This is a genomic window from Nafulsella turpanensis ZLM-10 (assembly GCF_000346615.1).
Taxonomy (GTDB): domain Bacteria; phylum Bacteroidota; class Bacteroidia; order Cytophagales; family Cyclobacteriaceae; genus Nafulsella; species Nafulsella turpanensis.
Window position 1 is genome coordinate 155911 of sequence record NZ_ANNU01000006.1, and the last position, 21851, is coordinate 177761.

The window sequence follows — 21851 nt, forward strand, 5'->3', positions numbered from 1 at the left end:
CTTAAATGGGAACGAAGGAAAAGACCTGCTACCAGGCTTCAAATATACAACATTTTGGCTCCGGGACTCCAGCAATCTTTTACAGAGCAGCTAAGCTTTGGCCGGGTTCAAGAAAATCTTCATCAGCGGACCGCTCATCACACTTGTTATAATAGCCATAATAACGAGTGCCACAAAAAACTGCTCCCCGATAATTCCATTCTCAAGGGCCACCAGGCCAAGAATAATTTCCATGGCACCCCGGGCATTCATACCGAAACCTACCGCCACAGACTCCCGCTTTTCCAACCCTCCCCAGCGGGCACCAAGGCCACTGCCTACCACCTTTCCAACAAAGGCTATAATCAGCACAGCCAATACCAGCCATAAGTTGAAATTCTGGATAAAGTTTACCTTCAGCCCAATAGACACAAAGAAGATAGGGGCAAAAATGTTATTAATAAACTGATGCACAATTTCCTTTGCCCGTTCCGGCATATGGGCCGAGTCGCCAAGGGCTACGCCCAGAATAAAGGCCCCGAAAATGGCATGGATTCCAATATACTCTGTAAAAGCCGAAGCCAGAAAGCAGGCACTCAGCGAAAGAGAAAGCACCCCTCCCGGCCATGCAAACCGGCGATTGATAACCGGAAGCACACGGTTTATCAGTTTTTTTCCAATGGTTAACATAAAAACGGTAAACGCAAGCGTAAGGAGAATGGTCGCCTCAAGACTCATATGACTCCCGCTCGTTCCCATCATACTAATGATGACTGAAAAGATGAGCCAGCCCAGCAGGTCATTAATCATGGCGGCTGAAATAACGAGCATCCCTACCTTACTTCTGAAAATGCCCAGATCCATTAAAATACGGGCAATAACAGGCAGAGCAGAAATAGACATGGCAGTACCTACAAAAAGGGCAAAAGTGAATGTTTCTGCCTCCGCTCCCTGGTCGAAAAACTCAGAAAAGTAAAAAGGAAATACAAAGCCAATAGCCAGCGGAAAAATAAGGCCCATAATACTGGTGCTGAGTGCCTGCTTGCCCTGCGCCCATACCAGTTGCAGCTCCACCTCCAGGCCGGCAATAAAAAGCAGCAGGATAACCGACACCTGTATAACCCCTTCAAAAACAAGGAAAGAAGCGCCTCCTGCCTGGAAAAATGCATTGAAAGTATCCGGGGCAAGCATTCCAAACACAGTAGGACCTAACAGAATTCCGGCGAAAATTTCGCCCACCACGGCAGGCTGATTGAAGCGACGTGCCAGCTCAGCCATCAAACGACCCGCAAGCAGAATGATACTTAACTGAAGCAGCAGTTTAATGACTTCATCATGCCCTAAGCTTTCCATCCTAAAAAAATAATGTTTGAAAACTTAATTTAAACTACTGATTTGCAGCGCATTAACGCCCACCACAACACATCAGACTCAGCTATAAAAAATTAATGTATAATCAGCAGGTTGGTTGGAATATCTGCCAGCAGGTACTCTAAATCGTGCGTCATGATCCGGTCTAAAATCCCAAGCTTTTTTTGAGGACCGGCAGTAACAATCAGGTCAGCCTCCACTTTTCGGGCAAACTTACTGATTTCAAAGCCCATTTTGCCGCTAATAATCTTAATGTTTAGCGGTAAGCCTTCGGTATTTACCTGCTGAAGGTACTTCCGTACATGCTCCACTTCGGCCTGTATCAGGTTTCTTCTTTGTTCGGCATAGATACCTTCAGAATCCTCAGCAGCCATGGCCATGGTTAAACCATAAAGTTTTATATCTTTTAAGATATGTACATGGCTTGCCTGCTGCTTTTGCCCCATCAGGCAGGCGGCTTCCACTGCTTTAAGAGTAAGCGGATGCTCACTCCCATCAACTACAATTTCACGAAAAGGGTTGGGCTGCTCCGATGGATCTACCAGAATAAGAATAGAGCAGTTGGCTGCCCGAATAATTTTGCGACCAATAGAGCCCAGGTACGTGCGGAAAATATTTTCTTTCTTGAGGGCTCCGGCTACCAGCAGGTCAACTTTTTGCTTCTTACAGAAGTCCAGAATGGTTTCTGCAGGATCTCCATTTTCAAAGAACAATTGAGTTTTTTCAGGGCTAAACCTGCTGTTGTTTACCGCCTCCCTCAAAAACTCTTCTTCTTCCTGCTCACTGTCTCTCCTAACATGCAGCAAAAGAATTTCAGATCCTAGAAGATCCTGCAGGCGCTTTGACTCTGCCAGTAAAGCCTCCAGCGTAGGAGAAGCTGCAATGGCTACCGCTACTTTAGCAAACATACCGAAAACTCCTCCAGTGAAAATTCTGTACTGATTCCATTATTTAAATATCCGAATATTTAATGATACCCGCCATGCTTTTCCTGTAAATTATTACACCCCTGCTTTTATGACTTTTATTGACAGGGTATGTCCTGTTAAAAAGACAACGGCATCATCCTTCTTCAGGATTTATTTCAATTCCTTAATTATTTCATTATTTTTAGAGGAAGTACAATGCAAGTACTGTTTTCATACCCTTGTTTAGGTAAAAATAACGAAACCTGTTGCCTCTCCAAATAACTTAGGGCAGGGTTGTCGATCAAAAATTTTATCCGGAGGCTCCGGATAAGCCGGAAAACTTACTGCCTGAAAGCCAGGAAACTTTTGGCCGATGCAGATTAGCTTTTATTAATGGATAAACTTGCCCACCATGAAGTAATTAACCTGCTCATTCAGCTAAGCGTAATGCTGATCGCCGGCCGGGTATTGGCTGAAGTGGCAAGGCAACTCAAGCAACCTTCGGTGATAGGGGAAATTTTTGCCGGTATATTGCTCGGTCCGACCATTTTAGGCACCATTGATCCTGACGCTTTTTCCTTTCTTTTTCCGGAAACAGGCCCCTCTGCCCTGGTGCTGGATGGCATCATTCAGGTAGCCGTAGTGCTGCTGCTTTTTATTGCCGGCCTTGAGGTCGACCTGCACATTGTTAAACAGCAGGGCAAGCAGGCTATTTTTACCAGCCTGTGCTCCCTAGCCCTTCCCTTTGCACTTGGCTTTATCTTTCCCTACTTGTGGCCTGAGTTTTTTGGCTTTTACCATGAGGATAAAGTATTAGTGTTCGCCCTTTTTATTGGCACTACCATGGCCATTACAGCCCTGCCGGTTGTAGCCCGTATACTGATGGACCTGAACGTTTTCAAGTCCTCTATCGGCATGCTCATTATTGCCTCGGCCATGGTAAACGATATCCTGGGCTGGCTCATTTTTTCGGTCATCCTGAGCATGATGGGGACTAATGATGGAGGCATGAGCATTGGCTCCACCATCGCCCTTACTATTGGCTTTACACTTGTAATGCTGACGGTTGGCAGGGGCCTTATTAATCGATCCCTCCCCTGGATTAACCGAAAACTGGCCTGGCCTGGAGGCCTGCTCTCCCTTTCGCTGGCCCTTTGTTTTCTGGCAGCCGCCTTTACTGAATCTATTGGTATTCATGCTATCTTTGGTTCTTTTATTTTAGGCGTGGCCCTCGGCGACTCGGAGCACCTGACGGAGCGGGCAAAAGAAATTCTGCACCAGTTTATCAACAATATTTTTGCCCCGCTTTTTTTCGTTTCAATCGGCCTCTACATCAATTTCATTGAAAGTTTTAACCCTTTACTGGTGCTGGCAATTACTGTTATTGCCTTTTCGGGTAAGATTACCGGTGCCACCATTGGAGCTCGCCTGGGTGGGTTTAGCCAATACCGGGCACTGGCGGTTGGCTTTGGCATGAACACTCATGGTACTCTTGAAGTTATATTAGGGGCCATTGCTTTACATGAGGGCTTTATTACCAATGAAATTTTTGTAGCCATCATTTCCATGGTCATAATTTCCATTGTAAGCTCTGCCCCTCTGATGAAGTACAGCCTTAAAATTGATCGAGAGAAAAACCCAGACACTCCTCCTCTATTTTAATGAAAAGGAAATTTAACCACATCCTCTTCAGCATATTACTTTTCAGCCTCCAGGCCTGCAGCATCCCCTCCTGCGGAAGTATTGGTCTGCCTGCCTCGCTGGCAGAGGAACCGCCCGGCCACGAATCCTGGACATTGCTCCTGCAAAAGCATGTAGATGAAAAAGGCATGGTCGATTATAAAGGGTTTATGCAGGACCGGGAGCAGCTTACAAACTATCTGCGGCTGCTGGAAGAAAACCCGCCGGGAGAAAAATGGAGCGAGGCAGAAAAGCTTGCCTACTGGATTAATGCCTACAATGCCTATACCATCGACCTGGTACTGGAACATTACCCGCTAAAAAGCATCAAAGATATCGGTACAGTCATCCAGATTCCATTTGTGAATTCCCCCTGGGACATAGAATTTATAGAGATAGGCGGAAAAGAATACGACCTCAACAATATTGAACATAATATTATCCGGGAAGAGTTTGAGGAGCCGCGTATTCATTTTGCACTGGTTTGCGCAGCTGTTTCCTGCCCGAAGCTCCGCAGAGAGGCCTACACAGCCGAAAAGCTCCATGCACAGCTAAGGGAGCAGACAAAAACTTTCCTCGCCAACCCGGAGAGAAACCAAATAGGCGCCAAAAAGGTAAAACTCTCTAAACTGTTCGACTGGTACAAGGGAGATTTTACCAAAGAAGGAAGCCTCATCGACTTTCTGAACCAGTATACCCCTGTTCAGATTGAGGAGGACGCCAAAATTGATTATCTGGAGTACGACTGGAGTCTGAATGAACAGCATTAAACAGGCTGCTTTCACTCCTCTTTTTTGAGCTCCTGAGAATAAATGCGGATGTTTCCCAGCAGTGTCTTATGCACCGGACATTTATCAGCTATTTCCATCAGGCGACGGCGTTGTTCATCAGTAAGCTTACCTACCAGCTCTATTTCGCGATCAATCCGGTCCAGTTTGCCTCCCCCTTTCTCGTCACAGGCAGCACAGTCTTCTTCATAGGTTTTATCATGCTTCAGGTGGACAACAGCCTCTTCAAGGGGCCACTTTTTCCGGTCGGCATACATACGGAGAGTCATGCTGGTACAGGCACCAAGGGCAGCATTAAGGAGGTCGTAAGGGTTAGGACCCAGGTCAGCTCCACCATAGGAAAGCGGCTCATCGGCCAGCAGACTGTGCTTTCCGGCTCGTATTTCGGTAGTAAAGCCTCCCATCGCAGTACGGGTTACCACTTCCATATGGGTCCGCAGCTCATCAGCCTGCTCCAGCTGGAGGTAGCGCTGCATCCAGGCCGCAATCATATTACCGGCATAGAGCGAATCCTCTGCTTTGCTCAAAAAATGGTCGGCTCCGTCGAGGGTAATAAAACTTTTAGGATGGCGCGCCAAGGTGTACAGCTCTGCCGCACTATCGACAGAGATGTGCCTGTCCTGTGGAGAGTGCATGATTAGCAGTGCCTTATTGAGCTCCGGAATTTGTTTCTGCATCCTCTTTTCGTCAAAAGCATCCAGCAGCTCAAGGTCGAGGTTAAAGTGGTGGGTTTCGCTGTAAACGACTTCTGCATATTCGTCGTCGTGCACATCTTCATCCAAAACCGGCTGTAGGTACTTTTCATGCGCCGGTGCGCCAATGGTAACCATGGCCTTTACTGACGGAAGCTGACTTGAAAGCGCAAGCATTGCCGCGCCAGCAACAGAATGCCCTATCATCAATACAGGAGCCTTTTTCTCCTTCGCCAGGTACTCTACCGCCGCCAGCAGGTCTTCGGCCTGGGCAATACCATGGCCGCCCTTGCTCTGATAGCCACTAAAGTCGAGCCGGAGCAATGCCAGCCGGTTTTGGGTAAGGGCAAGGCTAATATTTTCGACCGCCGATTGCTGCCTGCCGGAAAAGCAGTAGGTAAAAACAGCAAACCCCAGCGGCTGCCCTCCCGCAGGCCAGTCAATCTGGGCGAGCAGCTGGTTTCCGGAAAATGTTGATAGGGTAAGGTCGGTGGTTCTCATAATGTCAATTAAAAATGATAAGGCAATGCATGGAGTGCAGGCTGATTATTTTTTATGCCATTCCCATGCCGGGTGTATTTATACAGCCCTTCTTTAGCTATAAGCCAACAATACATGGAAAAGTTAGCAGATGCCGAAAATACTGCAGAACCTCCATCACTTTTACATCAGGGAATGGACAAACTTCTTTCTCCAATTTTGATTAGTTTTGTATGAAAGCAAATTTTACTGCCTGAAGTGGTTGCATGAAAGTACAAAATACATTTAAAACGGGAGTGCTGCTGGTAAACCTTGGCACCCCCGATAGCACCAAAGTTCCTGATGTCCGGAAGTACCTGCGGGAGTTCTTAATGGATGGCCGTGTGATTGATATACCTTACCCTCAGCGCTTTGCACTGGTAAATGGTATTATCGCTCCTTTTCGTGCTCCCAAATCGGCCAGAGAGTATGAAAAGCTATGGGTGGAGCGAGGCTCTCCACTCAAATTCTACGGCTATGACGTGCGCGACCTGCTGCAAAAAGAGCTGGGCGAGGAGTTTGTGGTGGAGCTGGCCATGCGATACCAAAGTCCGAGTATAGCAAGTGGCCTTGAAAAGCTGAAAAGCTGCCCTGTCGGAAATATTATCGTGATTCCGCTCTTTCCCCAATATGCCTCCGCCACCACCGGCTCTGTTATCGATAAGGTAATGGAAATTGTGCGTACCTGGCAAACCATTCCTTCCATCCAGTTCGTCAGCCAGTTTGTCGACGATAAACTTTACCTCCAGACCATTGAGCAGCAGGCCCGAAAGCATATGGAAAAGGAAGACTGGGACCATTTTCTTTTCAGCTACCATGGAGTGCCGGAGCGGCAAATCTTTAAAGGCTCCTGCGGCGATTACTGCCAGCTAAACGAGCAGTGCTGCGGAAGCTATACTCCGCAAAACCAGCTTTGCTACCGGGCCCAATGCTTTTACAACACCCGCTTACTTGCAGAAAGGTTAGGCCTTAAAGAAGGACAATACTCCACCTGTTTCCAGTCGCGCCTTGGAAAAGACCCATGGATCCAGCCTTATGCCGATGATGTAATACCCGCCCTGGCAAAACAGGGTATAAAAAAAGTGCTGGCATTTTCGCCTGCTTTCGTAGCCGACTGCCTGGAAACGACTGTAGAAGTAGGGCATCAGTTTAAAGAAAACTTTATTGAGGCAGGGGGAGAAAAATGGCAGCTCGTCGAAAGCCTGAATGACCACCCCAGCTGGGTGCAGTGCCTTAAGGAAATGGTGCTAAAGCGAGTGGTTTAATCCATCGAAATTTGAACATGAGATATTGAGGAAATACTTTCAATTGTGATAAAGGTCACAAAGTGTTTCTTCTTTACTGACTATTTTTGCACATGAAAAAGGGCAGGAGTGGCTTCAATAATAAGAAGCTGCAAGTTACCCCTGAACATTTTTAAATATTAAAACGAATTTTATGAACAACCCGGTCCTCAATACTGAAATCCTGCAGAAAGGCATTTCTTTCCAGGAGTATATACAACTCACCGAACAGCTGCTGGCTGAGAATAAGACCACTGGCACCGATCATTCTGAGTTTATGGTGGAATACACCCGCCTGAATATGCAGCGGATGCGCAGGCTCATTAAAACCACTCTCCTCATCAACGAACTTCGCGAAGTACTGGATACACTCGACAAAAAGATGGTGTGGGTAGTGCTAACGGAAGCCTGGTGCGGCGATGCAGCACAAATTGTCCCTGTTATTGCTGAGGCGGCTAAGTATGCAGGTGAAAAAATAGAGCTGCAACTATTACTGCGCGATGAGCACCCGGAGGTAATGGACCAGTACCTGACCAATGGTGGCCGTTCTATCCCGAAATTGATTGCTCTGGAGGCCGGTAGTCTTCAGGAACTGGGCAGCTGGGGACCAAGACCTGTGGCAGCACAACAAATGGTAATGGAAGCCAAAGCCGCTAACCTGAGCAAGGAAGACTTTATTCAGCGGGTACATAAATGGTACGCCGATAATAAAACGCTGGACACCCAGAAAGAGCTGCTGGAGAAGATAAGGGAGTGGAGCAGGGGATAATGCACAATGATGAATGTTCAATGAAAATAGGCAGCTGAGGAGTATACCCTTCAGCTGCCTCTATTTTTTTCCCTGCTTCTTCTCTTCCCGCTGCCTTACAATTGCCTCACCGCCAATCCCAAGAACGACCCCTGCAGCAACCCCAGAGGCTAAGCTTCCCAGCACAAGCCCCGCGGCTATTCCAATGACCAGGCCGGAGCCTATGCTTATTCCTTTTAAACGTTTCATTTTCATATAGTTAAAATAATAAAAAAGCCCGCAAATTGCGAGCTTCCATTTGATTTTATAAGGGGGAGAAAGGCTTCTCCCCTTACTTTAATTCCTAATTTTTAACTCCCCCTCACGCTTCGACCCCGTACAGCTCGGCCAGCTTTTCTACGGTATAGTCAATCTCTTCGGGTGTATTGCATTTGCTGAAGGAGAAGCGAACGGCTCCACGGTTGGCATCTGCCTTAATGGCTGCCAGTACGTGGGAGCCAATAGAAGTACCACTGCTGCAGGCACTCCCGCCGGAGGCGGATATCTTCTGGATATCGAGGTTAAAGAGCAGCATATCGTTGTCTTCGTTCGGTGGAAGGCTTACATTGAGCACGGTATAAAGGCTTCGCTCTGAATTGCCCGACTCTCCGTTAAAGTATACACCCGGAATCTTCTCCTGCAATCCCGCGATCATCCGATCCTTCAGGCCCTGGATATACCGCTGGTGCTCTTCCATATCGCGATAACCAATTTCAAGTGCCTTTGCCAGCCCCACAATGCCATAAACATTTTCGGTACCACCGCGCATATTCCGCTCCTGCGCTCCACCATGAATGAATGGGGTGATTTTATGATCGGCCGCAACATACAGGAAACCGACTCCTTTAGGTCCATGGAATTTGTGGGCGGCACCTACAATATTTTTCACCTTCAGTTTCGACAGGTCATGACGGTAATGCGCCATGGTTTGCACGGTATCGGAATGGAAAATAGCTTTATGCTCTTCGCACAATTCACCTACTGCGCTTAATTCGAGCAGGTTGCCAATTTCATTATTGCCGTGCATCAGCGATACAAAGCTGTTCGGATGTGCTTTCAGTAACTCTTCCAGGTGGTCGAGCTTTACATTTCCCTTTTCATCCAGCTCCACAAAGCTTAGTTGAATATTTCCGCTTTTCTGCAAATGCTCCAGCGTATGGAGTACGGCATGGTGCTCAGTTGCGGAGGTAATGGCATGCTTAATACCGTAGGTTTCAATACTACAGCGAATAGCAGTATTATCGGCTTCGGTACCACCGGAGGTGAAGAATATTTCAGAAGGAGCCGCATTGAGCAGGTCAGCTACTTTCTTTCTCGCCTTTTCAATGGCAGACCGGACTTCGCGCCCATGGGTGTGGATAGAGGAAGGGTTACCATGCATTTCCAGCATATAAGGCGTCATGGCCTCAAAAACTTCTTTATCCAGCGGAGTAGTGGCCGCATTGTCCAGGTATACCCTCATGGCTTTATTCTTCTATTTTGGTGGAAATAACTTCCTTTATATCAGAGATAATCTTATTTGCCAGGTGTTCGGCCGTTGCTTTTGAAGCCGACTCAGAATAAATGCGGATAATAGGTTCGGTATTGGATTTCCGCAGGTGTACCCACTCCTCATCAAACTCAATTTTTACACCATCGATGGTATTGACCGGCTGCTTGGCATAACGCTGGCGTATTTCGTCCAGCACCCTGTCCACGTCAATTTCCGGCGTCAGCTCAATCTTGTTTTTTGAGATATAGTAGTTCGGATAAGTAGAACGCAGCATGGCAGCCGATTTTCCGAATTTGGCCAGGTGCGTCAGGAACAGGGCAATACCTACCAATGCATCGCGTCCATAGTGGAGCTCAGGGTAAATAATACCGCCATTGCCTTCACCACCGATAATGGCATTGGTTTCCTTCATTTTGTCCACCACATTAACCTCGCCAACTGCTGCAGCTTCGTAAGTACCGCCTCTCTTTACCGTAACATCTTTTAGTGCGCGGGAAGAGGAAAGATTGGAAACAGTATTGCCGCCACCATTTTGTTTTAAAACATAATCAGCTACAGCCACAAGGGTATACTCTTCGCCGAAGGGCTCTCCATTATCGCTGATGAGTGCCAGGCGGTCAACATCGGGGTCAACAACAATGCCCAGGTCGAAACGACCATTTGAAATTTCGTTGCAGATGTGGGTAAGGTGCTCCGGTAGCGGCTCCGGATTGTGAGGGAAAAGTCCGTTCGGTTCACAGAAGAACTTCTCTACGTTTTTCACCCCAAGGGCGTTCAGCAGCTGAGGAACGGCAATGCCTCCGGTAGAGTTTACCGCATCAACGGCAATGGTAAAATTGCGCTTTTTAATGGCCTCCACATCTACCAGGGGCAGGGCCAGTATTTTTTCTATATGCTTTTCAATAGCGTCTTCTCTCTGGCTGTATTCACCCAGCTTCTTTACTTCCGCAAACTGAAAAGATTCTTCTTCGGCAATCTTGAGTACTTCTGCTCCCTCATCGCCCGAAATAAATTCGCCTTTATCGTTCAGCAGTTTCAGGGCATTCCACTGTACCGGGTTATGAGAAGCAGTAATGATAATACCACCACCGGCCTGCTCTTCTGTAACGGTCATTTCCACAGTAGGTGTAGTCGACAGGCCAAGGTCAATAACATCGATACCAAGCCCCTGCAGGGTAGCCGCTACCAGGCGGGATACCATATCGCCGGATGGGCGGGCATCGTGGCCAATTACAATGCTTGTCTTGCCTGTTTTCGCCTTCATCCAGCTGCCATAGGCGGCTGAAAATTTCACTACATCAAGGGGGGTAAGGGCTTCTCCGCTTTGTCCGCCAATTGTTCCTCTTATTCCGGATATTGATTTAATTAATGCCACAGATGGTTTCTCCTGATTTTTGGTGAGCAAAGGTATTAAAAAAAATTACACTAAAAGAATACCTCTAAGCCTCATATTGTTTTAATTAGCCGAAAAACAGATACCCTTTTAGTGCCGCTGAAAACTGGAAGCTTGCACCGCAAAAGAGCGGCTGCACAACAGAACTAAAACTTAGATAAAACTTTATTAACCTCGTTCTCTTCCACCTCCTCTTTACCGCAGGCTTCTCCTGCTTCCACATTTTTACCGCAGAATCCGCAGGTGCCACCTTCCTTGTTCAGGAAAGGACTTTGCGATGCGCAGGTTCCTTTAAACTGACCGTCTTTTACCAGTATCAGGCGTACCGACATCAGGATAAAAAAGAGGCCTATAAATGCTATTCCTAATAATAAAGTAGTCATTGTTCTGTTATTTGTGCAAATTTACGATATACTAGCAAAACGCATAAGCGAAAGGCAAAGTTTCTAAAGCAAAAAGAGATGCAAGCACCCAAAGCCCCACAGGACCCGAAAAGGAAAGAAAAGCTCGAGGCATTTGACCGCCTCCTCACGATTATGGATGAGCTGCGACTCAATTGCCCCTGGGACCAGAAACAGACCATTAGCAGTCTGCGCCACTTAACCATAGAGGAAACCTTTGAACTCTCCGATGCCATACTGGACAATGATATGGAGGAAGTGAAAAAGGAGCTGGGCGACCTGATGCTCCACATGGTCTTTTACAGCCGGATTGCTTCTGAGGAAGGGGACTTTGATGTATCGGATGTGCTCCACAGTATTAGTGATAAACTGGTTCACCGCCACCCGCATATTTACGGCGATGTGGAAGCCAATGATGCGGAAGCAGTAAAGGCGAACTGGGAAAAAATAAAGCTGAAGGAAAAAGGCCGCAAAAAGTCTGTGCTCGGTGGGGTGCCACGCTCCTTGCCCGCACTCATTAAGGCCATGCGGATTCAGGAAAAAGCCCGGGGTGTAGGCTTCGACTGGGAACATAAAGAACAGGTGTGGGAAAAAGTAGAAGAAGAAATGCAGGAATTTAAGGAGGAGTTTAATGTAGCGGCAGATAAGGAAATTGATAAGAACAAAGCAACGGCCGAATTTGGCGACCTGCTCTTCTCCCTCATTAATTATGCCCGCTTTGTTGATATAAATCCTGAAGAGGCCCTTGAGCTGACCAATAAAAAATTTATCCGCCGCTTCCAATACCTGGAGGAGGAAAGTACCAAAGCAGGCAAACAGCTGGGCGACATGACACTGGCTGAAATGGATGAATACTGGAATAAGGCAAAGAAGCTGAAATAGTAGTTGTTAGTTGTTTGTAATAACTTTTTTGGGGAAAGAGGATAAAAAGCCGCCTGAGGTTTGGAAAAAAGGAGTATAGCGTCTTCTCTGGGCTTATTACTGAATTAGACATTCTGATCCCCTTAATATCATTCTACTACTCAGGAACCTGAAAGTTAGGATAGAGAAAGGTAGGCAGCCAGCGGATCGTTACCATTCCAGCTGCCCGTGGCCTGCAGGGGAATAAAACGGGCAAAAAGCTCTTCGCTATACCAGTTCCGGCTGCGGGTTTTATGAATTACCTCCTGGTGCCGCCGCATTCCGTAAGCAAAAGCTTTTAGCTTCTCCTGACTTTGCCAGAGACTGACGGTACCCTGCTGTATCACCGGCCACTCACCAATGCCCACCTGCGCCAGCAGTCCTTCTGCCTGCTGGGTTTCTGCACTTACTCCGGGTACATGCCGCCAAAAATCATACAAACGGCTGAAGCGGATACTTGCCCTGGTTAACGCTACCAGCGGACCTTTATAGTCTGTAGTAAGGGAGTGGAGCGGCAAGAAGGGATTGCTCCCCTGCCAGTAGCCTTTAGCTGAAACGGGAAGCATTTTCAGGGTGTACACTTCCTGGCAGCGCTGCCGAATGGAGCGAACGAAAGGAGAGGTCTGTATAAAATTTTCTGCCGCTTTTTCAGTTTGCCAGCTGGAAAAAACAGCGTAGCGGCCAAAATCGGGCTTTATACTAAAGCCAGCGCCGGCCCCTGTTCCCATCATGGCACCGAATTTCAAACCTTGCAGGCCGCTGAGGTACTGCCGCGAAAGTCCCATTTGCCGAAAGCCCCACCACTTCCTGCCTTCCTGAAGGCGAAAAAGCATAAATACAGCCACTGGTGTAGCAGGGGATTGATATTTTTCTTCTACATGCGGCATTGTTTTGCAGGAATTTTTGTTAGTGCTAAGAATAAACGAGCACTTATGCGCCCTAACCTCCTGAGAAGGCTTATTGTTCAATAGCCTTAATTTCAATGCCTGCTTTTCTTAGGAAGCCAAGCGATTTTAAATAAAGCCGCACGTTATTTGCTGGAAAATTAATAGTATTACAGCTGTAATTATCAATTTGTATGAAACTCTTACCCTATATGCTCATTCTTGTGTTGGTAGGCTTTTTTGCTCCGGCAAAGGCTCAAATACAGGATGACCTCTGGTTCGATGGCCAGGTAATTTTAACCGATGGTCAGGTTGTTGACGGAAAACTCAGCTATTATTCCGACCGAAAAACCGGTTTGCTTCAAATAAATACAGGCAACAAAATTCTGTCATTCGATGCGAATCAGATTGTTTCCTTTCGCTTCTATGACCATGAGCTGCAAAGGCACCGCCGCTTTTACTCGCTCCCATACCCGCTGGCAGGCCAGAACTATGACATCATGCTGTTTTTTGAAGCGAATTATGAGGGACCGCACATCTCCCTTCTCTCCAAAACGGAGTTTAAAACCGAAATCAGAAATGCGAACCCTCACTCATACCGCTACAGAGGCTATTATATTCCACGCTGGTATAACGATCCGTATTCGCCCCGTACCTATAACATAATGGTCCCCTACGAAACCTTATATCTGGTTACTCCGGAGAGCAGTATTGAGGATTACTCAGATGCCACCCCTGTGGTTGAACAACGCATCCGCTACCGCAAAGCAGATTATGATTTACTGCTGGAGATGATGAAGGATAAAAGAAAGGCCGTAGAAAAGTTTATTGAAACCAATAAGTTAAACCACAGGGAGAAAACTGATCTAATTAAAATTATGCACTACTACAATCAGCTAAAAAGTGATGAAAGCTGATTGTAAAATGGTAAAGTAAAAAAGCTAACTGAAAAGGAAGCCAGAATTTTTAAGGTGAAGAAGAAATAGTTACGCACCCCATCAGCCTGAAGTAAGTAAAACCTTTACTCCAAAACACTACCTAAGCAGGTAAATGTATATCCACAGGAAAGTAAAGAAAGCCATCTTTACCTGCTCTGCTGCCTGCTTACGCTTAAAATAGGAGCCCTGAGCAGGGAAAATTCTTTTTACTTTAAAGCGGCAGTTACGAATACAGAGGAATTCAGACCTCCACTTCAATAAGAGTGTCCTCTACCGCGTAAAGCTCCGGATTTTTAAACGGAATAAGGGCCATGGCCACCGCACCGGCATAGTATTCGGCACGGTCAATCAGCCCGTGGGTAAGTATACCGATGGCTCCGCTGCTAAGCTTGCTGTTTGTTTTTCCGAAGATGATATCATCAGCCTCTCCGAGTTCTTTTCCGTCCCTGACTAATTCCGCTACCTCCAGCGGTAACACGAATGTCCCTGTCCTGGACTTCCCCTGCATTCCTTTCGGACCTATCAGCACAATCCATGCAAAGGCATAGAAATCATCTCCCTCTTCCTGCAGGCCACCTTCCAGACCAATCCAGTAATCAGCCTCAGGCTGCTCCTGTTGTGCTGTGAGGGCCCTGTGCAGGGCACCCATAAAAGTTTCATCGTCCGTCATCGGCTGGTCGGCTACGCCGGAAGCTACAGAGATGCCATCGAAGACAAACTCCTGGTCCGGGAACATACGGCTAAAACCCAGCTCGGCTGCTTTAATTTTGGCCGGATTTCGGGAGGCTACCACTACATGGTTTCCCCGTTTTGCCTCCTGTTTTACTACCTCCATGCCTTTATCAGCACCTCCTGATGGTTCAGGAGCCTCCGCAGCATTTCTTCCCCCTTTAGCCTTAGATCCTTTTTTTGCACTTCTCCTGGCTTTTGGTTTTGGCTTCGCTGCTGGTTTTTCAGCTGCTTGCTGAGCTTCCGAATTCCTTGCTTCTGCCCTTTGTCCGGCCTCCTGCTTTACTAGTTCTCCCTTAGGCGCTGCCTTTTTTTTCTTTGCCCGTTTTGGCTTTGCTTCTGCTGGCTCTGGTTTATTCTCCTGTTTTGCCATTGCCGCCCCTTCCTGCTTCTGTTCCTTTTCAGCAAGCGGTTCTCCTCCGGTCTTCGGCTTTTGAGCAGATTTCTTTTTGCTGGTTCTCCCTTTTCTTTTTGCTTTAGGCTTTAGCTCCGCTTTATCGGCGGTTTCCTGTTTTTTATCTTCTTCTACTACTTTAACCGCAACCCGGTCTATTTCTTTGGCATTCGTATCCTGTTCCTGGCTGGCTGTTTTCTTCGAAGCTGTTTTCTTTGTCATAAGCTGAAAAAATATTGCTCTTTACTATTATTCGTAAGTTTTAGCATAACGGTTTCCTTATCTGGCATCAATTATACTGCACATAGTGCTCCCATTTTTCCAGAACGGTTGTAAAATCTTCCGGTAAATCGGTATTAAACTGTAACCAGTCGCCGCTGCGTGGATGTTTAAACCCGAGCGATTTTGCATGAAGTGCCTGGCGAGGCAGCAGCTTAAAGCAGTTCTCTACAAAAGACTTATATTTGCTAAACCTGGTGCCTTTCAACACCTTATCGCCTCCGTAGGTAGCATCATTAAACAAGGGGTGGCCGATGTAACTCATGTGGGCTCTAATCTGGTGCGTACGTCCTGTCTCCAGATTACACTGGATAAGCGAAACATAACGCAGATTCTTTAATACCTTATAGTGGGTAACGGCGCGCCTGCCCATATCGCCTTCCGGAAAAGGAGCGGTTACCCGCCGGTCTTTTAAGGAACGGCCTAAATTTACATTAATTGTGCCTGTTTCGGCCTGGGGCTCTCCCCAGGCCAGGGCATAGTAGGTTCTTTCGATGCTATGGTCAAAAAACTGTTTGGCTAAGCCCTGCATGGCCAGTTCTGTTTTGGCCACTACCAGCAAGCCCGAGGTATCTTTATCTATTCGGTGTACGAGACCGGGTCGCCCTTCATTTTCAGGCATGGTGGGCAAATTTTGAAAGTGATGTACCAGTGCATTAACCAGTGTACCTGTCCAGTTGTTATAAGCAGGGTGTACGACCATACCAGCAGGCTTGTTCACAATCAGCAGGTCATCATCTTCAAATAAAATATCCAGCGGTATATCTTCTGGCTGAATATCTGTATCGCGCGGAGGTTCCGGCAGGGCAATGGTAATTACATCGCCAGGGCGTACCTTATAGTTACTTTTAACCGGTCGTTCATTTACCTTAATAAATTCGTCGTCAATGGCCTTTTGTACCCGGTTGCGGGTTACATTGGGCAGCCGGTCCATTAAAAACTTATCAATACGCAGCAGCTGCTGTTTTGGGTCTACGACCATACGATGATGCTCAAAAAGCTCGTCGTCCTCCTGTTCTTCCTGGTAATTCTTCATACTGCTGCAAAGATAGGGAAATTATAGGTTGATATGCTAAGCTACCGAAAGACAGGTGCTTATTCAAAGGATACAGGAGGAGCGGGTAAAGATAACTTTGCCCGTAACCACAGGTGTTTATACAAAATGAAGATTTGAAGCCCATCGTTTTCTTATATTTGTAAGGATCAGGCATTGAGACGATTTATCGAAATGGATATCCTTCCTTTTTCCTCACCAATCACGACTCCTCCTATTCAGTTAGTTGAGGATCCTGTGCTGAGCAAGCACAAGGTGCAGCTTTGGATAAAACGGGAAGATCTCCTGCACCCACACATCAGCGGAAATAAATGGCGAAAGCTCAAATATAACTTACAGGCCGCCCGCCAGCAGGGACAGAAGGTGTTACTTACCTTTGGAGGAGCTTTTAGCAATCACATTGCTGCTGTTGCGGCCGCAGGCAAAACGTTTGGCTTTCGAACGATTGGCATCATCAGGGGAGAAGAACACCTTCCGCTCAATGCTACGCTGGCTTTTGCGCAGGAGCAGGGCATGGAGCTTCGCTACATGAGCCGGTCCACCTATAAAGAAAAGGAACAGCCGGAGGTGATGCTACAGCTAAGGGAACAATTTGGAAAGTTTTACCTGATACCGGAAGGAGGCTCAAACGCATTGGCCGTACAAGGCTGTGCCGAAATTATACATGACCTTGAAACCAGCGCCTATGATTATATCTGCACCGCCTGTGGCACAGGTGCCACTTTAGCTGGTTTAGTAGCGGGCATGAACCGGAAAAAGCAGCTGCTGGGCTTTCCGGTACTGAAGGGCGGCAGTTTCCTGAAAGCGGAGGTGGACAGGCTAACAAAGGAGTACAACGGGCAACTCTACCATAATTACCAGCTCATGACAGATTACCACTTTGGCGGCTACGCCAAATGGAAACCGGAGCTGCTCAACTTCATGAATATTTTCAGGGAGGTAACCGGCATTCCGCTCGACCCCATCTACACAGGTAAAATGCTCTTTGGCCTGTACAATCTGGTACAAAAAGGCTTTTTTAAGCCGGGCACAAGCCTGCTGGCTATCCATACCGGAGGGCTCCAGGGAGTTAAAGGCTTTAGGGAGCGTTTTGGCGATCTGATTTAGCGGGAAGCGGTTAAACCCTCCGTTTGGCTGAACTTCTTCAGAAAATCTCTGATATCCACTTTACTCGTTGCCTTTGGCTCCATTCGAAGAATATGTCCTTCTTCAACGGTAAAGGGCTGGTGGGCCAGAAAGTAATCTCCTTTTTCATAATAGATAACAATAAGCTCTCCTTTCCGACCAAGAGGCACCTGCTCATAAATGTGCTCCCTGTCAATATTCTTTTATGGCCTTCTACCTCAACTATACCGCCCCCTTTTGCCTTCTCGAAGCAATTCCAGCATTTGCTGCAGGCGGCGCAGGCGGGTATCGGCCCGCTTCGCATTGGTTATCCACTGCACATACTCCTTCCGGTGGGTATAGGCGAGGCTGTTAAAAAACTCCTCTTCCTTTGGATGAGCCCCAAGGGCCACCCGGATGTACTCGGGCATTTCCAGTATCCGTTCAGAAGCGGATTTTTCTGAACTCCCTACCATAGAGCCTTCCTTACGACTTACTTTGCTTTCGTGCCGGAAACGTAATGCCGACCATGTTTCGTCGATAGAAACAGCCGCTACTCCTCCGTAGCCGGCCTTATATACCACCTCCCAGCCTTTATCGCGATGGAGGTCGGTATGAAGGGCGGAGCTTTTTTTAGGATAACAGAACCATAGCTTCCCATCTTCTTTTATCGCTTTTAATGCTTTGGGAGCCTGTGCATTCAGCTCTTCAATATTTCTGACGAAAAGCTGCACATAATCATAGTTATTTCCTTCTGGCGAATCATCAAAGGGTATAGGTTTAATGGCCTGCAAAAAAGATTCCGGCGCCTGCAGGATGAGGTTTTTCTCCCCGGGCTGTAATTTGAGTTTTTTAGCTAATGCGTTTTCCATAGATCTCCATAAAAAAGGCTGTCGTTCCTGAATATACGGAAGACAGCCTTTTACTGCAAAATTTTCAAAATTATTATAAAAGCTTCATAAACACCTCTTCCAGCTTACTGACTGGTTTAACATCTATAGTGTACTGGCTAAAGTCCAGCCCCTTCTTATTGTACTTCGAGATATAGATTTCCTGAAATCCAAGCTTCTCTGCTTCGCTGATGCGGTTCTCAATTCGGTTAACAGCCCTAATTTCCCCACCTAGCCCTACCTCACCGGCAAAAGCAATGCGACTGGAAATGGAAACATCTTTGAGAGAAGATACGATGGAGGCGCATACCGCAAGGTCAATGGCCGGATCTTCTACCTTTAAGCCACCGGCAATATTGAGGAATACATCGTGGATGCCTAAGCGGAAGCCTCCTCTTTTCTCCAGCACCGCCAGCAGCATGTTCAGGCGTTTTGCATCATAACCCGTGCTGCTCCTCTGGGGAGTACCATAGGTGGCGGGGCTTACCAGGCTCTGGATTTCTATCAGAAGCGGACGATTCCCCTCCAGGGTTGCGCCAATCGTCACGCCACTCAACTCTTCCTCCCGCTGCGAGATTAAGATTTCCGACGGATTGCTTACCTCTCTTAGCCCGGTTCCCAGCATTTCATATATACCCAGTTCCGAAGTGGAGCCAAAGCGGTTTTTAGTAGTGCGGAGCAGGCGGTAGCTCAGGTGCCGATCTCCTTCGAACTGCAGCACGGTATCGACCATATGCTCGAGCACTTTAGGGCCTGCCAGTGAGCCTTCTTTGGTTATGTGGCCAATGAGGAATACCGGCACATTGCTTTCCTTGGCATACTTCATCAGTTCTGAGGTCGATTCGCGCACCTGCGATACACTGCCTGCAGCTGATTCGACATAACTGGTATGGAGCGTTTGAATGGAGTCGACAATCAGCATCTGGGGCTGCAGCTGCTCAATCTGCTTAAAAATATTCTGCACATTGGTTTCGGTGAGGATATAGCAGTTTTCGCTAACGCCCTGCATACGATCGGCTCTCATCTTTATTTGCTGCTCGCTTTCCTCCCCGCTCACATAAAGTACCTTAAAATTTTTCATGGCAGTGGCGATCTGCAGCATCAGGGTTGATTTACCGATGCCCGGCTCTCCACCAATCAATACCAGGGAACCCGGTACAATGCCTCCTCCCAATACACGATTCAGCTCCCCGTCGGCCGTATTAAACCGTGACTGGTGCTCATAGGCAATGCCGGTTATGGGCTGGGGCTTATTGACTCTCTTAAAGCTGCCTCCTCCTGTCTCTGGTTCGGAGCGCCAGCTTTTGGTGTTTTTATCTTCTTTCTGCACTACTTCTTCCACATAGGTATTCCACTCGCCGCAGGAGGGGCATTTGCCGATCCACTTCGGAGACTGGGCACCGCAATTCTGGCAGAAATAGGTTGTTTTAAGTTTTGCCACTGGTTATTTACTAATGAGTTGACAGGCTATACTGATAGAGCAGGAGTTGCTATGCCTCCGGCCACTCTCAGTTCCTCTTATTCTTTTGGTGGTCTTTACCTTTTCTAAAGGTAAGGATGTTCTGTAAAACAACAAAAAAAGAGCCCTGCAGGTGCCTGCAGGGCTCAAAAAGATGGTAAATATGTATTAATTACCGGCCTTCGGTTCCGTACTTGCAAGAGCCTCTTTGAAAGTACCCATTTGGGTACGGTCGTGCCCGTAAATATCTTCCCTGAAATGTACACGCCCCTCCTGCCCCATCCAGGCGGTCCGGTATTCGATGAAGACCGGAACTTCTTCCGGCAGGGTAACATTTTCCGGCTCCGGGAGATTCATCATTTCCATCACCTCTTCGCGCCCGAAGCCTTTTTCCTGCAGGAGGTAGGTTGCCAGTTCTACCGGCTTCTCCACCCTGATACAGCCATGGCTAAAATCCCTTTCAGCCTGATCAAACAAATAATCTGAAGGGGTATCGTGCAAATATATGCTTAAGCGGTTCGGGAACATGAATTTCACTCGACCCAAAGCATTCGAAGGACCTGGCTGCTGCACAATCCGATAGGGAAATTCATCGGGCTCCACCTTATTCCAGTTTATTTTAAAAGGATTTACTTCAGGGGCATCTTCCTGCCAGCTTTCATATAATTTAAAATTACGGCTGCCCAGGTAGCCTGGGTTCTTCCGAAGGCGGGGCAGCATTTCTTCTGTAGCAATACTCATCGGCACCGTCCAGGTAGGACTAAAGGAAATATACTCCATGGTATCATTAAAGATTGGGGTGGTGGAATTATAGGCCTCCCCCACAATCACACGCATTTGTAAGGTACTGTCGGCCCCTTCGAACACATAGAGCATATATTCCGGCACATTTACCACCACATAACGGCCGTCTGGTCTTTCCGGCATCCAGCGGAGGCGTTCCAGGTTCAGCTTTATCTGGTCAATTCTTTCACTGATGGGCACGTTGAGCATTGCCAGTGTGTTTTCTGCCACAACACCATCTTCTTTTATCCCATGGCGCTCCTGGAAAGAAGCCACTGCAGCGGCTAATTCCGGAGTATAGACACCTCTTGTTTCTAATTGCTCCTCTGTATCGCCCAGGCTATAGAGCTTTCGAGCCAGTTGAGCAGCATATTCCGTCGAGTCTCCCGGCCTTAAAACCAGGCTTCCCGGTAGCTTTATCCATTTTTCGTTCCGCTTTTCCAGCTCCCTGTAATGTGCAAGCGCATGCTTTAAGCCCTCATAGGTGGCAAAAGAAGGCTCCAGTCTTTCTAATGACTCCACAATTTCTTCCTCCTCCAAAGCTTCTGCCAGGTAGGGAGCCAGGTCTTTTTTTCTGCTACTGGTTTCCCACATCGCATCCAGCTTTTCGGGCTCCAGGCCACCCGCCAGTAAATGGCTGGCCAGCTTTAAATAAGAAAGGGTATAAGTTTTATCGAATAGCTGGTAATCTTCCATTTCAGCATTATCTGCTTCCACTTCCCGGCGAAGGCTGTCGAGTACCTGCAGGCGGTAGTTCTCAGGGTCTAAACCGTGTTCATGGCTTTTTTGTACCGCTTTTATCAGATCCTCTGCTTCCCCTGTCATACCATCCTCATCCAGCCAGGCTGGCATATATTCTCTTTCTTTATAAAAGGTAAGAAAGTCTTTCTGCAGTTTGGGCGGGACCTCTTCCTTTTCAAGGTATTGATAGATGCCGGCCGAATCCAATAATTCTTTCTGCATTGCATTACTAAGCTCATCCACATCTACCTTTGAGGAAAAATTAAAGAACCTGCTGAACTCAGAGGCTGTACCTCCACTGTTGCTTTGCTGCTGCTCAGAATTACAGGCAGCCAGAATGCTTACTATTAAGGTTAGTAAAGCTATTTGTTGATATATCTTTGTTTTCAATTGTATGCTTTAT

Annotated in this window: 21 protein-coding genes; 7 read left to right on the forward strand and 14 right to left on the reverse strand. The window is 47.3% G+C overall.

The genetic code is table 11. From position 1 onward, the window contains the following. Positions 1-90: 90 nt before the first annotated feature. Together F752_RS0103440 and F752_RS0103445 are read right to left on the reverse strand one after the other, a co-directional pair. Entirely contained in the window at positions 91-1332 is a 1242-nt protein-coding gene (locus tag F752_RS0103440; protein ID WP_017730335.1) for a cation:proton antiporter, read from the reverse strand. A 92-nt stretch (positions 1333-1424) separates the two neighbouring features. Next, positions 1425-2258 carry a universal stress protein gene (locus F752_RS0103445; protein WP_017730336.1) on the reverse strand — a complete coding sequence of 278 codons (834 nt, stop codon included), beginning with the start codon at positions 2256-2258 and terminating at the stop codon, positions 1425-1427. A 393-nt stretch (positions 2259-2651) separates the two neighbouring features. Here F752_RS0103445 and F752_RS0103450 point away from each other — a divergent pair, with 393 nt between their 5' ends. Both F752_RS0103450 and F752_RS0103455 read left to right on the forward strand, forming a co-directional pair. Then, a complete protein-coding gene (locus F752_RS0103450; RefSeq protein WP_017730337.1) occupies positions 2652-3920 on the forward strand; it encodes a cation:proton antiporter in 1269 nt (422 codons plus the stop codon). After that, entirely contained in the window at positions 3920-4708 is a 789-nt protein-coding gene (locus F752_RS0103455) for a DUF547 domain-containing protein (RefSeq protein WP_017730338.1), read from the forward strand. Before F752_RS0103450 ends, F752_RS0103455 begins: the two co-directional genes overlap by 1 nt. 11 nt (positions 4709-4719) lie before the next feature. Here F752_RS0103455 and F752_RS0103460 read toward each other — a convergent pair whose 3' ends face one another. Next, positions 4720-5919 carry a bifunctional alpha/beta hydrolase/OsmC family protein gene (locus F752_RS0103460; protein WP_017730339.1) on the reverse strand — a complete coding sequence of 400 codons (1200 nt, stop codon included), beginning with the start codon at positions 5917-5919 and terminating at the stop codon, positions 4720-4722. Between the two features lie 245 nt (positions 5920-6164). Between F752_RS0103460 and hemH the strand changes: the two genes are divergently transcribed. Both hemH and F752_RS0103470 read left to right on the forward strand, forming a co-directional pair. Beyond that, positions 6165-7202, forward strand: a complete 1038-nt coding sequence (hemH, locus tag F752_RS0103465; protein WP_017730340.1) for a ferrochelatase — start codon at positions 6165-6167, stop codon at positions 7200-7202. Positions 7203-7374: 172 nt separating this feature from the next. After that, positions 7375-7989 carry a thioredoxin family protein gene (locus F752_RS0103470; protein ID WP_017730341.1) on the forward strand — a complete coding sequence of 205 codons (615 nt, stop codon included), beginning with the start codon at positions 7375-7377 and terminating at the stop codon, positions 7987-7989. A gap of 60 nt (positions 7990-8049) precedes the next feature. Here F752_RS0103470 and F752_RS26190 read toward each other — a convergent pair whose 3' ends face one another. The 4 genes from F752_RS26190 to F752_RS0103490 form a co-directional block, all read right to left on the reverse strand. Continuing rightward, on the reverse strand, positions 8050-8217 hold the full coding sequence (locus F752_RS26190; protein ID WP_160164079.1) for a hypothetical protein: 168 nt from the start codon (positions 8215-8217) through the stop codon (positions 8050-8052). A gap of 112 nt (positions 8218-8329) precedes the next feature. Further along, positions 8330-9469 carry a cysteine desulfurase family protein gene (locus F752_RS0103480; protein ID WP_017730343.1) on the reverse strand — a complete coding sequence of 380 codons (1140 nt, stop codon included), beginning with the start codon at positions 9467-9469 and terminating at the stop codon, positions 8330-8332. Between the two features lie 4 nt (positions 9470-9473). Further along, complete coding sequence (glmM, locus tag F752_RS0103485) at positions 9474-10874, reverse strand: phosphoglucosamine mutase (RefSeq protein WP_017730344.1); 1401 nt, start codon at positions 10872-10874, stop codon at positions 9474-9476. Between the two features lie 164 nt (positions 10875-11038). Then, positions 11039-11275: a hypothetical protein gene (locus F752_RS0103490; RefSeq protein WP_017730345.1), complete on the reverse strand. Its 237-nt coding sequence runs from the start codon at positions 11273-11275 to the stop codon at positions 11039-11041. Positions 11276-11353: 78 nt separating this feature from the next. Here F752_RS0103490 and mazG point away from each other — a divergent pair, with 78 nt between their 5' ends. Further along, complete coding sequence (mazG, locus tag F752_RS0103495) at positions 11354-12175, forward strand: nucleoside triphosphate pyrophosphohydrolase (RefSeq protein WP_017730346.1); 822 nt, start codon at positions 11354-11356, stop codon at positions 12173-12175. 155 nt (positions 12176-12330) lie between these two features. Here the strand turns inward: mazG and F752_RS0103500 are convergent, their stop codons facing one another. Further along, positions 12331-13080 carry a hypothetical protein gene (locus tag F752_RS0103500; RefSeq protein ID WP_017730347.1) on the reverse strand — a complete coding sequence of 250 codons (750 nt, stop codon included), beginning with the start codon at positions 13078-13080 and terminating at the stop codon, positions 12331-12333. Between the two features lie 191 nt (positions 13081-13271). Here F752_RS0103500 and F752_RS0103505 point away from each other — a divergent pair, with 191 nt between their 5' ends. After that, positions 13272-13994 carry a hypothetical protein gene (locus F752_RS0103505; protein WP_017730348.1) on the forward strand — a complete coding sequence of 241 codons (723 nt, stop codon included), beginning with the start codon at positions 13272-13274 and terminating at the stop codon, positions 13992-13994. Positions 13995-14256: 262 nt separating this feature from the next. Here F752_RS0103505 and yjjX read toward each other — a convergent pair whose 3' ends face one another. Continuing rightward, a complete protein-coding gene (yjjX, locus tag F752_RS26570) occupies positions 14257-15360 on the reverse strand; it encodes an inosine/xanthosine triphosphatase (RefSeq protein WP_017730350.1) in 1104 nt (367 codons plus the stop codon). Positions 15361-15427: 67 nt separating this feature from the next. Beyond that, a complete protein-coding gene (locus F752_RS0103520; RefSeq protein ID WP_017730351.1) occupies positions 15428-16453 on the reverse strand; it encodes an RluA family pseudouridine synthase in 1026 nt (341 codons plus the stop codon). Between the two features lie 192 nt (positions 16454-16645). Here F752_RS0103520 and F752_RS0103525 point away from each other — a divergent pair, with 192 nt between their 5' ends. After that, positions 16646-17578 (forward strand): 1-aminocyclopropane-1-carboxylate deaminase/D-cysteine desulfhydrase, encoded by a 933-nt coding sequence (locus F752_RS0103525; RefSeq protein WP_017730352.1) that lies wholly within the window; start codon positions 16646-16648, stop codon positions 17576-17578. On the opposite strand, the gene F752_RS0103530 is transcribed toward F752_RS0103525, so the two are convergent. The 4 genes from F752_RS0103530 to F752_RS0103545 all read right to left on the reverse strand — a co-directional run bounded on the left by F752_RS0103530 (position 17575) and on the right by F752_RS0103545 (position 21838). Next, complete coding sequence (locus F752_RS0103530; protein WP_017730353.1) at positions 17575-17766, reverse strand: hypothetical protein; 192 nt, start codon at positions 17764-17766, stop codon at positions 17575-17577. The two genes, F752_RS0103525 and F752_RS0103530, sit on opposite strands and share 4 nt — an antisense overlap. A gap of 48 nt (positions 17767-17814) precedes the next feature. Next, entirely contained in the window at positions 17815-18447 is a 633-nt protein-coding gene (locus tag F752_RS0103535; protein WP_017730354.1) for a YdeI/OmpD-associated family protein, read from the reverse strand. 73 nt (positions 18448-18520) lie between these two features. After that, entirely contained in the window at positions 18521-19906 is a 1386-nt protein-coding gene (gene radA / locus F752_RS0103540; RefSeq protein WP_017730355.1) for a DNA repair protein RadA, read from the reverse strand. Between the two features lie 186 nt (positions 19907-20092). Further along, positions 20093-21838: a L,D-transpeptidase family protein gene (locus tag F752_RS0103545; RefSeq protein WP_017730356.1), complete on the reverse strand. Its 1746-nt coding sequence runs from the start codon at positions 21836-21838 to the stop codon at positions 20093-20095. Positions 21839-21851: the final 13 nt, after the last annotated feature.

Coding starts and splice junctions, on each gene's coding strand:
- F752_RS0103440 (WP_017730335.1), bottom strand. CDS start 1,332: ATGGAAAGCTTAGGGCATGATGAAGTCATTAAACTGCTGCTTCAGTTA.
- F752_RS0103445 (WP_017730336.1), bottom strand. CDS start 2,258: ATGTTTGCTAAAGTAGCGGTAGCCATTGCAGCTTCTCCTACGCTGGAG.
- F752_RS0103450 (WP_017730337.1), top strand. CDS start 2,652: ATGGATAAACTTGCCCACCATGAAGTAATTAACCTGCTCATTCAGCTA.
- F752_RS0103455 (WP_017730338.1), top strand. CDS start 3,920: ATGAAAAGGAAATTTAACCACATCCTCTTCAGCATATTACTTTTCAGC.
- F752_RS0103460 (WP_017730339.1), bottom strand. CDS start 5,919: ATGAGAACCACCGACCTTACCCTATCAACATTTTCCGGAAACCAGCTG.
- hemH (WP_017730340.1), top strand. CDS start 6,165: ATGAAAGTACAAAATACATTTAAAACGGGAGTGCTGCTGGTAAACCTT.
- F752_RS0103470 (WP_017730341.1), top strand. CDS start 7,375: ATGAACAACCCGGTCCTCAATACTGAAATCCTGCAGAAAGGCATTTCT.
- F752_RS26190 (WP_160164079.1), bottom strand. CDS start 8,217: ATGAAACGTTTAAAAGGAATAAGCATAGGCTCCGGCCTGGTCATTGGA.
- F752_RS0103480 (WP_017730343.1), bottom strand. CDS start 9,469: ATGAGGGTATACCTGGACAATGCGGCCACTACTCCGCTGGATAAAGAA.
- F752_RS0103490 (WP_017730345.1), bottom strand. CDS start 11,275: ATGACTACTTTATTATTAGGAATAGCATTTATAGGCCTCTTTTTTATC.
- mazG (WP_017730346.1), top strand. CDS start 11,354: ATGCAAGCACCCAAAGCCCCACAGGACCCGAAAAGGAAAGAAAAGCTC.
- F752_RS0103500 (WP_017730347.1), bottom strand. CDS start 13,080: ATGCCGCATGTAGAAGAAAAATATCAATCCCCTGCTACACCAGTGGCT.
- F752_RS0103505 (WP_017730348.1), top strand. CDS start 13,272: ATGAAACTCTTACCCTATATGCTCATTCTTGTGTTGGTAGGCTTTTTT.
- yjjX (WP_017730350.1), bottom strand. CDS start 15,360: ATGACAAAGAAAACAGCTTCGAAGAAAACAGCCAGCCAGGAACAGGAT.
- F752_RS0103520 (WP_017730351.1), bottom strand. CDS start 16,453: ATGAAGAATTACCAGGAAGAACAGGAGGACGACGAGCTTTTTGAGCAT.
- F752_RS0103525 (WP_017730352.1), top strand. CDS start 16,646: ATGGATATCCTTCCTTTTTCCTCACCAATCACGACTCCTCCTATTCAG.
- F752_RS0103535 (WP_017730354.1), bottom strand. CDS start 18,447: ATGGAAAACGCATTAGCTAAAAAACTCAAATTACAGCCCGGGGAGAAA.